The 15857-nt window shown below is 39.3% G+C and carries 6 protein-coding genes; 3 read left to right on the top strand and 3 right to left on the bottom strand.

The annotated features are described in order from the left end of the window. Window positions 1–2385 precede the first annotated feature (2385 nt). The 3 genes from C3B55_RS03630 to C3B55_RS03620 form a co-directional block, all read right to left on the bottom strand. A complete protein-coding gene (locus tag C3B55_RS03630) occupies window positions 2386–2757 on the bottom strand; it encodes a glutathione S-transferase N-terminal domain-containing protein (RefSeq protein WP_129211549.1) in 372 nt (123 codons plus the stop codon). Between the two features lie 82 nt (window positions 2758–2839). Next, complete coding sequence (gene folE, locus C3B55_RS03625; RefSeq protein ID WP_129211547.1) at window positions 2840–3385, bottom strand: GTP cyclohydrolase I FolE; 546 nt, start codon at window positions 3383–3385, stop codon at window positions 2840–2842. Window positions 3386–4037: 652 nt separating this feature from the next. Further along, window positions 4038–4364 carry a hypothetical protein gene (locus C3B55_RS03620; protein ID WP_129211545.1) on the bottom strand — a complete coding sequence of 109 codons (327 nt, stop codon included), beginning with the start codon at window positions 4362–4364 and terminating at the stop codon, window positions 4038–4040. A gap of 995 nt (window positions 4365–5359) precedes the next feature. On the opposite strand from C3B55_RS03620, the gene prmB reads away from it, so the two are divergent. The 3 genes from prmB (at window position 5360) to C3B55_RS03605 (ending at window position 10199) form a co-directional block, all read left to right on the top strand. Beyond that, window positions 5360–6268, top strand: a complete 909-nt coding sequence (gene prmB, locus C3B55_RS03615) for a 50S ribosomal protein L3 N(5)-glutamine methyltransferase (protein ID WP_129211543.1) — start codon at window positions 5360–5362, stop codon at window positions 6266–6268. A 1683-nt stretch (window positions 6269–7951) separates the two neighbouring features. Next, entirely contained in the window at window positions 7952–9043 is a 1092-nt protein-coding gene (gene aroC, locus C3B55_RS03610) for a chorismate synthase (RefSeq protein WP_129211541.1), read from the top strand. Window positions 9044–9053: 10 nt separating this feature from the next. Continuing rightward, window positions 9054–10199: an MFS transporter gene (locus C3B55_RS03605; RefSeq protein WP_129211539.1), complete on the top strand. Its 1146-nt coding sequence runs from the start codon at window positions 9054–9056 to the stop codon at window positions 10197–10199. The last annotated feature ends 5658 nt before the right edge of the window (window positions 10200–15857 follow it).

Raw genomic sequence — 15857 nt, 5'->3', positions numbered from 1 at the left:
TATGGTGTCATAGCCATGAACGGTTGTATACAACTTATTTTTTACGTTGTGAACCTGCATGTTTGCTATATTTTGCACCGAGCCGTTTGAATATTTGCAGTAACAAGGCTTGCTTGACTTGCTAACTAAGCAATACACAAACAAATTGTTTGAAAGCAAGGTTCACTCATGAATGTATCTAATTCTCAATACTGCTGTAGCTATTATAAAATTTTACGAATTTTATTGTGTAAAACTTTTGCAGTATTTTAAATTAATCATCACATAATATTTTATGTGCTTCAAAATAGCGTAGCTCCTCTTTAGTCATGTACATTCTATAGGACGTATGGATAATACACGTCTTAGACGCCTAAAATAAGGGCAAGTGATTGAAGCTGGTTATGCCACTGCTACCAAACTAATGTTCGCAGTGGCAAATGCGTTGTCGCTGCAAGATATCAACCGCCGCAGCGGCGTATATTTTAGTTGCGGTTCTACTGTTAGTGATTTTTGCTGCGCCAGCTATATACAGTTTCTGAAGTTAGTTTTTTCTGTATTGTAGCACTGCGTTTCGGTATCAGTGTCAAATAAAATCATCACAATGCCTAGTGATTTATTTTGCCTTACAGATGTCTAATCTAGTGGTGCAGTAATTGCTCCGGTAGTGTAATTATAATTGACCTGTACTGCAGCGACACTGAATATCACTACACTGCGCCACTTTATAAAGTTTTTCGTTAGTGTTTGGCTGAAAACAAGCGTAACTGGGTCTTGATATATTACTAAATAGTCTGCACTTTTGTAAATTTAGATGCTTAGACTTAATATGTTTTGTACAGAATAATCTGCCATCAGCATAAATAACTTCTCTATATCCTAGTTTGCTAGTTCAGTTAGTTAAACTGATATACTAATTTGAATTACCAGAACATTTGCGTGTACTCATTAAAAAGAGTGTTGAAGATGTAAGTCTAATTGATCGCACTAGTTTAACGCTGTTATATAAGCCTGGTCGTGAAATAAATCAACATTATAAAGCACAAGTTTAGGAGTAACTGGTATTGATCAATAGCCTAAGTAGGTGCTTACTGAATTGCAGACCGATTATCTTTGGAATTATTTGTTGTGCCATAACGTGTGTTATCTTTGCTATACAGCCTAGATATTATCCGGTTAGCCGAATCTCGGTCATTGGTCTGGCCAGACCAATGACGCTTGACAGCGTAACAAGCATTTTTCTTTAAGATATGATTTTTCTCGTTAGGTAGTTTGTTGCTCTAGAAATACTCGAATAAGTTAGGTATCTGCAGCTGCTGAATTAGTTCGTATGCAGCATGAATACTAGCGGTATCTGGCTAGCAGTTCTTTGATTTACTATCCAGTAATACTGTGTCTAGTTATGTCAAAACATTCTTCGCCTAAAATACTATGTTGGCACAATGGTGTTGTGCTAACTCACCAACAGTAGTTTTGTCATGGTCTAATAACTTATTTAGATAATTTATACCAGCACGCAGCATCTAGCTCAAGCACGAATTCCAAGGGCCTTAACTATTTAATCAATGCAAATGAATACACTGCACATGACTTATTTTGCTTAGCTTAATTTATTAAAATACGAGCAAGCAAAGGTAATTCAAGATATATAAATATAATGGAACTTGCTAGCGTTAGTTAGCAAGTTCTTGAGCCTCATTTTATTACAGTGCCTACCACTGTAATTGTTGGTATGAATTATATAGTTCAGTAGGCGCAATGCTGATTGCAGCCCATTAGCATTGCTTAGGATGATTCTGTTGCAAGCCAGTACAAATCAACTTACTCCTACTAAGGTCTTAATTGGATTATTTGCTTCTAACCAAGTTATATAGGCGATCTTAATGGTGATAGCAAATATTAGTGAAAAAGGCATTATGTTTTAGATAAAGCGTCGTGTGTGATCATGTGTTATTAATTATTACAGTATCGTTGAGTAATCAATAAGTTACACTATAGCTTAAGTATGCTAGTTAGGCATTTACTTAATTATGCCAGCTAAGTTAGTCATTATTCTTTGGACCTTGGGATAGGCGAAAGGCAATTGTCCTATGGCGGTTTGGGTGCTATCGCTAGGATACGGCTAGCGCCATATATCGTACTTAAGAATCTGAAGTTGATAGGCATAAAAATGTAAATAGTATGCGCTAAACGTTACTTTGCATGGAGTAACAGCATTCAACCTTTAGAGGACATGCCTTAGTAAAGTTATAAACTTCCAAACGTGCAGGCGTTAAACTTTGCACTGCTGTGGATCTTGCATAGTGACTTTAGTTCTCTGGTTTGCATTTAATGCTCATGGCAGGTTTTTTAGGTTAGGTGCTGCTAGATCTGAACTTTATTCCATGTTGAGCACTCTAGCGTTTGTCAGATAGTCGCGAAACGTTTATCCAGATAATCAATGATTACTTGAGAATTATACATCCAGGTAATCTGGCCATTCTCTTCGATGCGTAGGCATGGCACCTGAATCTTTCCACCTTGCTCTAGTAAGGCTTGACGGTCTTGCAAGTTGTTCTTCGCATCCTTCAACGCTACTGGTATATTCAAACGATGCAACGTGCGACGGATTTTCACGCAAAATGGGCAGGCGTAAAATTGATATAAGGTTAATTCCTTAGCGGCCGTATTTACCTTAGCTTGTTGATCGACAGAGCGCTGCTTTTTGCTTGGGAGGGTAAGGAAATTACCCGCAATAATAGCGTAACCAAGGCTCACCCGAAGTGCTTTGATAAACATATTAAAATCTCTTATTTGCTTGTATGTGGGAGTTTGCAAGTTATCTGAATCTTATAAATGAAATAAAAGGTTACGCAGCCTGTTATTTTATCAGGCTAAGAAATTCGCTGCGGGTAGCTGCATTTTCGCGGAACTCACCCAGCATTACCGAAGTAATCATGGATGAATTCTGTTTTTCTACACCGCGCATCATCATACACATGTGCTTAGCTTCTATTACTACGGCTACGCCTAGCGCACCAGTTACTTGCATCACTGCATTGGCGATTTGGCGGCTTAGGTTTTCCTGGATTTGTAGGCGTCTAGCATACATGTCAACAATTCGCGCAACCTTCGAGAGGCCCAGTACTTTGCCGCTTGGGATATATGCAACATGCGCTTTGCCGATAAACGGCAATAAGTGGTGCTCGCACAGCGAATACAGCTCGATGTCTTTGACTAGCACTATTTCGCTATTATCAGAACTAAACAAGGCACCATTAGTGACTTCTTCGAGTGTCTGCTCATAGCCGCGGCAAAGATACTGCATTGCTTTGGCGGCACGCTTCGGTGTATCAAGCAGGCCTTCGCGGGAAACGTCCTCGCCGAGTTGGTCAAGGATCGCGGTGTAATTCTGTTCCAGGAACATGAAACTACCTGTAGGATTTTCACAAAGCTCAAGGGTACGGTGGCCAACACATAGCTGCAAGTCTGATCATAGTGCTTGTTGCTCGCCGTGCTCTTTACATCATTATGTGTTTAATTATTGCATAAACTGCAACTGACACTGTCATGATCGGATTTGCTATGAGAAAATGCTAAACATTTTAGGCGTGTAACTTTGCTACGAGTAAGGCACGCGCAATGGATTCTGTATTCGATTGCTTTAGCCAAAAAAGCCCAGATGGTTTTACGGTCTTCTTTATGCTTACACTGTTCATGTCTGGGCTATCTGTAAATATGGTCTGGCTGATTTTGAGTTTATGTATCTTACTTTCTTTCTACACCGTCGTGAATCTATACTGATTTGTTTTTATAGCTTTTATCGAGGATGAACTGGCCAGATACACTATCTATATAAGTGACATCAGTGCGTACGCTTTTAGCGTAGCATCGCGATCTAACGCCTAGTCAACCTTAGTTTTATTGATGTAGATACGGGTGTGCTTGATCGTTTTGACACTGTGCAGCTTGTTTTAAAATAGCGAAAAAATATCATTTTGCATATCAGTCTCCATAAATAGTTTGTAATTTACCTAAATTACGGCGGTCATGTAGACGCAGGAAATGCTACTTCAGCGCTATCGGTTGTACTTTTTTAGTAAATGCGAAGCAATATTCAGCGACAATGCTTGGTGTATACGCCGACGACTGCGACGCCACAGATATATACCCAACCACAACACTAAAAGTCCAGCCACTAATAGAATAGCCGAGCCGCTATGGTTGCCACTCGGCAAGCTGAATGCTAGAAAATGTCCAAACAGACCAACTACGCCACCAGCTCCAGCTAATAGCAAACCCACAATAACCAGTAACGCGGCAAAGCTGGCTGCCAGGTGTAAATGCCAGTTGCTCTGGATCTTGGGGCGCAAACGACGAATGTCAAAACTATCGTATATTTTCATTCCGGTTTCTCCTCTATTCTAGGGTATAGATTATATGACTAGAAGATAAATAGGTTGTTCCGACGGCAGTGATACAAGCGCTAAATAAAATAGCGTTATAGATGAATAGAACCGTAAACAGGCTATACTGTTTATCCAATAAGCTATTCCATTAAATCTTAAGTCAAACGTAAGAACGGCGAAGTTGTTGGCTATGATAGTTATCATAGCTTGCCATGCGTGTTTGGTACTCAGGATGTCACTTATATTAGGCAGGGCAGATCACATTGTGTTGATCGTGCAGGTATATTGTATTGCGGTGCAACGAAAACTTAATTTTTTGGCGTCGTTCATGGTTGTGCTTGTACTGGAGCAGCTCATGACGCTGCCAGCGATCAAGCTTAAAGGGCCTGGGTTTTCTTACTAGGTGTCTTTTCATGGTGACGCTATAAAAGCCGATAGGTATCAAGCTTGCCTATGCCGGTTTCGTCACCGAGTAGTTTTAGGTTATGGTGGATGAGCTTGTTTTGCTATTCTTTCGGGTCAAGAAATTTACGACGGCGCTATGCGGCGCATATGCATCATCTAGCGTTAAGTGTTACGCAATATATTGCATTTATTTGCCTTGACGTTATTTATCTCTGTGTCTATATCGGATATGTCAATCAAGCCATTGAAGTATTCTTTCTATACCTTGAGTATAGCGAGGGTCGGATAATTTAGGTTGATCTCTGTGTGGTAACGACTCTTAAATCAAGATATTAACTTTAGAGCAAGTATGCTGTATCTCTATGCTGGAGTTGTTATGATAATGCTCACTAGACATAGGTAGTTCTATAAATTTATAGCATAGATGCAGTATATCATTATTGACGTTTAGTCATACCAAAAAGTTGGTGTGTTTAGCATAATAATTGCAAAATTGCTTAATTTTGATGAATATTAAAGTTGGTTTGTGCATTATTGATACAGGTTATAGCTGTTCAAATTATCAGTTGTTTTTAGGAGTTTGTCCCGTGATTGCATCCTGCTTGCGCACTTTACGTGACTACATCCGTTGGGCTGTCAGCTGTTTCAATAGAGAAAACTTGTTTTTTGGACATGGTACTGATAATGCCTGGGACGAAGCCAGGCAATTAGTGCTTGGCGCCTTGCATTTACCTTGGGAAATTGATGATAGCTATCTGGACTGTAATCTCGAAGACAGGGAGATCTCCCACTTACAAGGCTTGCTGTATCGTCGTATTAACGAGCGCGTGCCAATCGCTTACCTGTTAAAGGAAGCTTGGTTCTGCGGCATGTCGTTTATAGTTGATGAGCGCGTATTGATTCCGCGATCACCGATTGGTGAATTGATCGCAAACTATTTCGAACCATGGCTAGCTCGGTTACCGGCACGCATTCTCGACCTTTGCACTGGCTCTGGTTGTATAGGTATTGCTTGTGCCTACAAGTTCCAGGATGCTGAAGTAGTGTTAGGTGACCTATCCTTCGAGGCTTTGGAAGTAGCCAATCAGAATATTGAGCGCCATGGCGTCTATGAGCGTTGTTGCACAGTACAGAGCGATGGCTTTGACGGCATGTCTGGTCAGCATTTTGATTTGATTGTATCTAATCCTCCGTATGTAGATGCTGAAGACTTCGCTAAAATGCCAGACGAATACCACCACGAGCCAAAACTTGGCTTGGCTTGTGGTGATGATGGTCTAAACCTCGTACGACGCATATTAGCTGAGGCAGCTGATCACCTAACCGAGAAAGGTTTGTTGATTGTTGAAGTTGGCAATAGTCAAATGCGCGTCGAGGCGTTATACCATGCAGTTGATTTCACCTGGCTAGACTTCCAGCATGGTGGTTACGGCGTGCTTATGTTGACTGCTGAACAGTGTAAGGAGCATCAGGCTATGTTTGCTGCGCTGGTTTAGCTCAATTAAATAAAGAAGTTAGTTTATATATTTTTGATTGCAAGCTAACTAGCTGCTAAAATATCGCAATTCAGATCAATAACCCAATACTAAACACACCTTAAAAAGGTTAATAGATAAACAATGGTAACACGAGAACTAGTTGTAACTCGCCTTGAAACTTAGCAACCTTTCCTATTTTTGTGCAACTTGACTTTCTGCGTTACGCAGTTTTCGCTTAGCCTGTTACAGTATTTGTGCGGCTTTAAGAATATCCACGAGCTATACCTTACCGCCATTATAACTATTTAACACTTTGTTAACTTTGATTGACTTGTGCTTTGCTTTATTAAATGTGCGCATTGGAGTAGGCTACCAAACTCTCGATCTTATAAATAGCGTTAAAGGTTCATGCTCTTGGCTGTGTTTGGTGCATTATAGTGTAGTGATATCCGTGCTATCTATACGTCAATGTGACCATTTTAGCTTACACAACGCATTATATGACTGGGCAGCGCTCATAGCAGCACTTCCTGTCTCAATGATTTTATTTGTTTTAACCGTGACGCTAACGGCGGACTTAAGTACAGCTACTGTAGTAGCTGTACGGTGTGATTTTTTTCAAGCTACACTACAGTTGATAGTCTTTTTGCTGTCAATGCTTGATTTATTTAGCTGTTCTACTTGAGAGCCAGACGTAAATAGTCGCTGAATATGGTTGAATTTCGTTTATAAAGCGCACAAGGCGTTGGCCTCACTCATCAGCAGCGAGGAGTCATTTGAAGTCGCTGTAGAACTTTAGTTATTTATTTAAATACTTTAGCTGTTTAGGCATGACATGGTTTTTTGCTTTCTACTGCAGTCAATTGCATGTTTGGTTTAGTTATTCTTAATTGTTGAGCATTTACTAAATTTATTTGGATATCGTTGCTGCTCTAGACAGTCTACATCAATATCTTCAACTTAACTAAGGCGACTAATGAGTCAACACAACTAAATGCTAATTTAGATAAGGTTTATATAGTGTAGCAAAACACTCTCCAGCTGGCGTGTTATATCAGTAGTCACTGAAGCAGTTTTAAAACATCTAAAGATTGTATTGCTATGTAAAGAGCAGCCGGCAGATAATTGGCTAATTATTTGCGGCCTTCTAAGCAGCACTAGTCGTTAGTGTGCAGGAAAATAGCCATGGTCTGAGTTGAGTTAAAGTGTGGTAAAGGTTGAGTTGTGCTATTCATAGCAGCGATTATGTGGGCGGCCACGTGATTCTTGTTATCACTCATACTTGCTCTATTATAACTTTGTTAACACCTAAGGCTAAACGCTTGAGGGTGTCATAGTGCACACTATTATCATTGAGGTCGGCAAGATCTGAGTCGTCAATGATCAGCGCTATAAGTAGAAATTCTTAAGATTCCTTGGATTCTAGTAATAACGATTAGCCAGCCAGTTCATCAATGCTTAGTGTTTAAGTTAATCGGTCGTTGCAGTACGACGATAGACCTCAAATATAGGTTGGAAAATAATGTTAAAGATGATAAGCAAAGTTCGCAATATTACCTTGCCATCATTAGTTTATGTTTAGTTTGGTTGGCGTCTATCGTTAAGGTTTTAAAAAATAAATTAATCAATTAGCCTACGTATACTGGCAGTTTTAAGTTATTAATGCTTAGTTGATTTAACTGATTTCATGGAGCGCCACGTATGTCTGGCAATACTTTTGGTAAGCTATTCACTGTCACCATTACTGGCGAAAGCCATGGCCAGGCGTTAGCTGCCATTGTTGACGGCTGTCCGCCAGGCCTAGAGTTATCTCTGGAAGACTTGCAGTGTGACCTCGACCGGCGAAAGCCAGGCGTCAGTCGCCACGCCACTCAGCGTCAAGAACCAGATAAAGTTGAGATTTTCTCTGGTGTATTCGATGGTCGTACTACTGGTTGTGCTATAGGTCTCTTGATTCGTAATACCGATCAAAAGCCTAAGGACTACTCGGCAATCAAGGACATATTTCGTCCAGCTCATGCTGACTATACCTACCACCACAAATACGGTGAACGTGACTACCGTGGCGGTGGTCGCAGCTCGGCACGTGAAACTGCAATGCGCGTAGCTGCCGGTGCTATCGCCAAGAAATACTTGGCTATCGAAGGTATTTTGATCCGTGGCTATATGAGCCAATTAGGCCAGATTGAAATTCCCTTCAAGACCTGGAGTAGCGTCAATAATAATGCCTTTTTTAGCCCAGATCCAGACAAGGTACCAGAACTAGAGGCTTACATGGATCAGTTGCGCCGCGACCAGGATTCTGTTGGTGCGAAGATTACCGTAGTCGCTGAAGGTGTTAAACCTGGCCTTGGCGAGCCGATCTTTGATCGCCTTGACGCCGAGCTTGCGCATGCGCTGATGAGTATAAATGCAGTAAAAGGATTAGAAATCGGCGCTGGTTTTGCTTGTGTAGCCCAGCGCGGCACTGAGCATCGCGATGAAATGACTCCGCAAGGATTTCTTAGCAATAACGCTGGCGGCATCCTTGGCGGTATTTCCTCAGGTCAGCCAATTGTTGCACATCTGGCGCTTAAGGCTACGTCAAGTATTACCACCCCAGGCCGTTCGATCGATGTACACGGTAATCCGGTTGATGTAATTACTAAAGGTCGTCATGATCCATGCGCAGGTATCCGAGCTACATCAATTGCCGAGGCAATGATGGCTATTGTCTTAATGGACCACTTGCTGCGTAACCGTGGGCAAAATGCTAATGTAAGTGTGAGCACACCAGTGCTAGGTCAACTATGAATGGTTAACCGTGATAGCTCTCCCGTACTGGCGTCTTTCCAGCTTTTATTTATTTTACTTTGCTTTACTCGGAGCGACAGCGCCATTCCTTGCGCTGTACTTTGATTATCTTGGGTTTTCTAGCGCTCGTATCGGTGAACTATTAGCCATCCCTATGCTAATGCGTTGCGTAGCGCCAAGCTTATGGGGATGGCTAAGCGATTATACTGGCTGGCATCTAGCTATCGTGCGCTTTGGCGCAGTGTGCACCCTAGCGAGTTTTTCATTAATATTTATTAACAAGACTTATGCTTGGCTGGCTATGGTGATGGCGCTACATGCGTTTTTTTGGCATGCGGTGTTGCCGCAGTTTGAAGTTATTACCCTAGCACACCTGCAAATGCAAACAGCTTGTTACAGTCAGATCCGCTTATGGGGTTCTGTTGGTTTTATATTTACTGTTGTGATTATTGGTAGTCTGTTTGACTGGTTAAGCTTAGATATTTACCCGGTAGTGGTAGTAGTTATGATGACTGGTATTGTCGGCGCTAGCCTGTGGGTGCCTAATGCGCAACCAGTTATCCATGGCAATCATTTTACTGGTGATAGCTTCCTTAAGCAATTACGTAGCCATGGCGTACTGACGTTTTATGCCTGTGTAGCATTAATGCAAATGAGCCACGGCCCATATTATACGTTCCTCACTTTGTATTTGAAACATTTTGGTTATAGTCGTGGCGTGATTGGTATGCTCTGGGCGCTAGGTGTTGTGGCGGAAGTACTAATGTTCCTAGCTATGAGCCGTATCCTTGCTCGGCTTTCAGTACAGCTGGTGCTGCTGGCCAGTTTCTTGTTGGCAGCAATCCGCTGGTTGTTGCTTGGTTCATTTGCCGAAATCTTCTGGGTATTGTTGCTGGCACAAATAATGCATGCTGTTACGTTTGCTAGTTTTCATGCAGCAGCCATCGCCTTTGTACAGCTCAGTTTTGGTTCAAGACAACAAGGTCAGGGTCAAGCGCTGTATGCAGCGTTAGCTGGCACTGGCAGCGCTTTAGGTGCGCTGTACTCTGGCTACAGCTGGAATCTGTTGGGGCCGACTTTAACTTTCAATATTGCTAGCGTCGCTGCTTTAGCTGCTACTGTTATCATTAGCCTTCGACTGCAAGAAACACATTAAAAAAACTATGTAATGAGTTATGTGATCAGTTTATTGCGCCTTCTCACACAGTATACGATGAATAAGAGTGAGATGTATTTCGATGAAAGTGTCTTGACTTTGGCTGAGTAAAATATACGGTTTGAGCGCTTTGCATTTCAACCGAAGTGAAAAGAACGTCAGCGACGTTGAGCGTATCTTTTGTATACTGATTATATATTGATGCCTTAGGCTTAAGATTTGGTATATGCGCTCAGCGTATCAAGCGACTTACTTGTAAATAAAATTAAACTATGCGCAGGCTTCTCTAGTTAACGCTATGATGCTGACAATGAATTACTTTTCTTTATTGCATAAGAGAAGGTGGGTTATTTATTATTTGCCTGGTTTAATATTTATAGGTGTATACTGTAAGAAAAAACTTATTAATAATTCCGGCTAGAGCGCTGCATCGGTAAGATACAGCTGATAGCTAGCACTATATGATGTTATGTCTATTTAATATAGTATGTATATTACTTGTCGATAGCAGTTATTTAATAGGTGATATGGAATTTACTATAAAATAAGAGACAATAATAAGCAGTTCAGATAAGGTCGTGTGATACGCTATTTGATTTGCTGATGACTTTTTAGATGGCGTCCTAGTCTGAGAGGTACAGCCTCTCATACTTGCATGAGCCGGATATTTTATGATTGACCTAAGAGGGTCAATCATTTTAGGAGATTAGCTAAACTTGTATTACTTTTAAAGTTATAGCAATACTTTATCTACATTATATGTATGGTAAATAAATGGTTTGTATGGCGAAGTCGTTGCGAATAGTACCGATAACTAAAATTAATTGGTTAGGTGTATGCATCTGCTCATAGCAGATCAAGTTCTTCACTTTCTGGCTGTTGCTATTTTGTGTACGGCTAAATATAATTAGGCCATTTAGACGCGAACAATTAGTAGAGCTATGTTAGGTGAATACAAAAGTAACTTTATTATTGATAAAGTTTATTTTTATTGGTTGTGTAGCTCAATTAAGCAGGCCTAGAAATACAAAATTTTAAACAATTTACATGTTTCGTTTAAACATGTTGAGCTATATTTTTCTGTAAAAAATGCAGCATCTGCTTTTGAGTGTATACTTTTTTAAAGTTATGCGAAAAATAAAAATGATACTCCGTTATGAGTTACTAGAAAGACTAAAAGTTACTATAAATTAGTATGTTACGTACAATGCCTACTATTATTAATAGCCTTTCTGTTCGTAACACTTAGACTGATTTACTTTCCTCTGCGTAATCATGATGGTGTAGTTTTTAATTAATTTAAAGGTAACCTACCGGATTAGCGAGACGCTTATATAATCTAATACGCTAGTGAATATGTCATTCTCTGATGGTTCTACCGGTTAATGATTGTTGCTATGTTGTATTATGTCGACACGGTTGCCTACTTACGTTAATTATGACGCCTACCATATGGACGTTAATGCCTATTAGCGCAACCATCGCTATGCGGTTTCCAAAAAAACTAGCCTACCGAAAGACTAAGCCTATACGAAACTGTGTTTGTTGTGCTTATTTACGAAACGCGCAACAGCATTATTAGGCGTAAGTGTAGCGTTTTGTCTCAAGATAAAGCAATCAGCTAAGACCAAATACTCTCCTAGCTTAAACAGCATTCAGATCTAGATAAGCGTCTTCAGCTAAAAAAGATGGTAGAGATCGGCTGATCTTACTGCTTTGTGCCAGCATTGTATGCTGAAGGTCGGCATTAAGACTTATTGATTCATAGCGCCGCAGCGCACCGTTGTTGGTGTCTAAAATAATCCATAACCAATAGGTGATAGATTAACACTCTATACATTCTGTATATTCTATACGTACATGCTTCTCATTACTAAAAGTGACATCATAGGCTCTATTTCACTGTCTGATCAGTTAAATAATTTTTGTGCTGAATGTTTTAGTGATCATTAATATTTGTACAGTGACGCCAGCATTAATAGCAAAATGCTATTGAATCTTATTGCTTCTTGTGCTAAGCCTGATTATTTAGAAGGCGGCTCAGCCGCTAAGGAACATATACATCTAACGCTACTGTATTATTATTTTTTAAAACTTAAATTTCTAGTGAATTATGATACGACATATCTAACCATGACGCTTTTAGTCAATAGCGAGCTTCGAATCACTAGTTGCGATCAAGCCGTAAAACACTATTTAACAAGCAGACACTCTATGTACCTAACCAAATATCACACATAGTAAACCAATTCTGTTGACGGACCTTATTACGTTTGCTACAGCCATTTATTTATGTACAGACCAAGCGGCTAAGGGAAAGGCGTATTTAGCACTTTCCGGTATTTTGATTTAGTACTGTATAAGTGTGTTAATATACTTTCAGTTTAGCCGCTGAATAAATAGTCTGAATTGCCATCAAAGCTATTACAATAAAAACGCGATATAGTTTTCCAGTTGTTTAGGTGCTATTTGATTCACCTCTAGGCGTTGCGCTACTTTTTTTGAAATCTTACACAGCATCGCTGGGTTGATGGTATGTTCAGTGACTGTAAAGTTTTAGGTTATCATTATAGAACTTAAAACTAGTGCTAAAGATGTATCGCTTAGTTTATCAAGTACAATATAATCTTCGACGTAGATCACGGCAGCTAAAGCCTCGTCAGTACAGATCTATTGTTAAACTTGATCGCTGCTTGGTAGGTGTAGCATGTACGATATAACATCCTATGCAGTTATGCCTGGCATAGTGGTTAGAATGGTTGTTATTTCGCATCAAGTACTAGTTAAACTGCGCTGCAGCTATTTAATCACCAACTACGTTAAAGTGTTTAATTAATAGTCAAGTATCATCGTTACTGCTTCGTATTAACTACGGCGGTGCTATGTAATGCACTGATAATTTGAAGCGTTATAATATTGATCTAGCCCTCTTAATTACTTAACGCCTCCCTGGCTATGGCTGGATGTTATTGTCCGTAAGGCTGATACTTACTAGTCATAAATAGTTTATCTATTGCTGATCTTGTAATCGGCAAGGTTTGCCCGATGATTATGGTGTGCTGCTCCCTATTGATGGTGATACGGTTGCTTAAATTACGGTTTATGTTTAGCTGTCGCTTGTGGTGCTCTGGGCTAATTAAAAAACTTGCTGCGTAAGATTTTCTATTTGCACCCAATATCCTGGCGTGCATTTTATCTAGAAATAAGCAGTTTTGATTAGGTGGTTTACCTATCTGATGTTGACATATGATTGACTAATTTTTGAGTCAGACACAGTCTTCTATGTTATCTTAATAATAACTAGATTGTCCATATTGCCTAGTGTTTTAGTGTAGTAAAGTCATCGAGCAGTTGTACGTCTACCTATTATGTTTAGTTACGGCAATTGCATCAAGATGTTGTCTACAAGCAGCAGCGACAGAGCGATACGGTAGCTATCTAATAACAAATGTTGTAAGCTTTGATAGATGACGATGTACTGGGTTAATGAGTTACTCGTCAAAGATACTGAGTTCTGGTTAGACGGCTATGGTGCGTTCTAGGGTAATTCAGCTAAAAATAGTATTTTTTAAGCTTACACCCTATGCGCGCATATTATTCCGCCGCTAGTTGCTTAAATAACTAGCTATTATGCATACAGATAACTTATCCAGAACATTATTCTGAGTACTAGTCATCAAGCAGCATAGAACTCTTACAAACGGTTTTGTCTAGGGGCGCATGGCGAGTTATTTAAGATCTTACTTTTAGTAGTAATACACATCGTCAAACATTAGCGAATACTGGTGACTTTAATTTTCCTAGTAAGATTATATAAAATACTGGTTTTATAGATAATTCATAAAAAATAAAGCATACAAAAACAAAGTGACTAATCTGGCCGATTAACTAGCAATTCATTAATCTATGATAAGTGCCATTGGAATATCTTTCAGTGAGTGATTACTCAACCAATGAGTCTTAAACCATTTTGAAATGGAGCTGCTTATATTTCAAGTTGCCAAAATCGGCAATATTATCAATAAAGATAGCATTGCCGCCGAAGCGCTAGCTTAGCTTTAGTCTTGGCTAAAAGTGTACTATGAACTGCAAAAGCAAAGGTACCTCCTGGTTATCGTGTTATAATGGATAGTATCGAAGTTGCCAGTAAAGATGAAATTATCAAGCCATTTAATAAATTGATGGGACCACGCTTGATCAAGATGTATACATACTATCAGTAGACCGATAAAAAACTGACATATTCACTAGCTGTGATACTATTAGTAGCCAGTATAGACCAAAGTCTCTATGGGTTATTCATTTGATAGTTAGTAAGCTAGATTCAGCAAAATTATTTGCATGGTAAAATCATGGATAAATACCTAGATCAAGCTATTATTGGCGCATCAGCTGTTGGCTAGCCACAGTTAGAGACTTATGTCAATTTTGCACATTGTGGCTAGCATAATATTGTGCCAGCCTCAGTCGTGACTACGTGCTTTAATATATAATCTAAAAAAGTTAATGCGCATACCATAAGTGTATAGTATGCAAACTTTTACTTAATGGTCTATAAAATGTTGTACCTTAGTTAAATGGTCAAGTTGGCTTGATGAGTTATGTACTAATAATTGCTATTATGGATAAAAGGTCTGCCAGCTACTCTTAATCTAAATAAAAGCATAAAAATAAGTATCACTTTTTTCAGCTTGATGTGTGTTTATCATCACAAGTAAGCATGCGTTAGTAACTGTATTTTATTACTTTTTGTGTGGTGACGTTTTTTTGTAGAGTACATTGAATGTTTCTGTGCTCTTATATGCTGATTAACTGTGGTGCAGTATTTGGCTAATTTTTAATAAAAATACTCAGCCAGAGTGTTTTCTAGCCTACAAAAAAGTTCCTTTTAAAGAACTGCAAGATTATTTGAGATGATTAGCGCAGCTGTCCAAGGTAGACACTGCCATGCTATCATGGATGATATTTGTGATATAAGAGACCATATCAATATCACTATCGTGCTTTAGATTTTAGTGGATTGCAATAACAAAAAATCACGCTCATATTAGAATGTTTACGCTCTATCGAGCGCGCACCGATAGGTGCGTCTGATAAACACAACAAAAATAAATAAGAGAGCTTTGTTAGCTATTATAGGTTAAATGATTATTTTAACAAATTTGTTCGACACAGTAAATTTTACTATGGCATAAGGTAATCTTATACCATATTTAGCGTATGCTAATCAATAATTATCTTTGTTGAAATAGTCTAGATCTATATTCGATCTTTTTACCAAGAATAATAAATAAGTTCAAGATAGCCTCTGCGTGAAGCGGTACTTGTTGATAGTTTAAAAGTAATTTAGTTACACCCTTTGATAATCAGTTTAAGTAGATTTGTCATGGTTATGTCTATCTATTGATAGTTGAAGGTTGCATTGTCCACGTTAGCTTTAACGATAGTGATCAGATCTATTACAAGTGCTTGATAAATGTGTTGGTCTAAATGACTGCAACGCTTGCATATAAAGCTTGCCAGTATTAACTAGTTGTAGCTTTTGTTTACTTAAAACGGCTAAGGTCAAGGCAGGTAATTCCTTATAGCCGTTGGGTTGCGCACAGGTGAAGTTTGTAGTAATTACAGAAAAACCCTGGTATTGAGACTCAAGTTTAA

It is taken from the genome of Candidatus Pseudomonas adelgestsugas, from assembly GCF_004124255.1.
Taxonomy (GTDB): domain Bacteria; phylum Pseudomonadota; class Gammaproteobacteria; order Pseudomonadales; family Pseudomonadaceae; genus Aquipseudomonas; species Aquipseudomonas adelgestsugas.
The sequence above is the reverse complement of the archived record's forward strand: the minus strand, read 5'-3'. Positions and strand labels throughout refer to the sequence as shown.

Excerpts from the sequence above, each read along its gene's own strand:
- folE (WP_129211547.1), bottom strand. The coding sequence starts at position 3,385 with ATGTTCCTGGAACAGAATTACACCGCGATCCTTGACCAACTCGGCGAG.
- C3B55_RS03630 (WP_129211549.1), bottom strand. The coding sequence starts at position 2,757 with ATGTTTATCAAAGCACTTCGGGTGAGCCTTGGTTACGCTATTATTGCG.
- aroC (WP_129211541.1), top strand. The coding sequence starts at position 7,952 with ATGTCTGGCAATACTTTTGGTAAGCTATTCACTGTCACCATTACTGGC.
- C3B55_RS03620 (WP_129211545.1), bottom strand. The coding sequence starts at position 4,364 with ATGAAAATATACGATAGTTTTGACATTCGTCGTTTGCGCCCCAAGATC.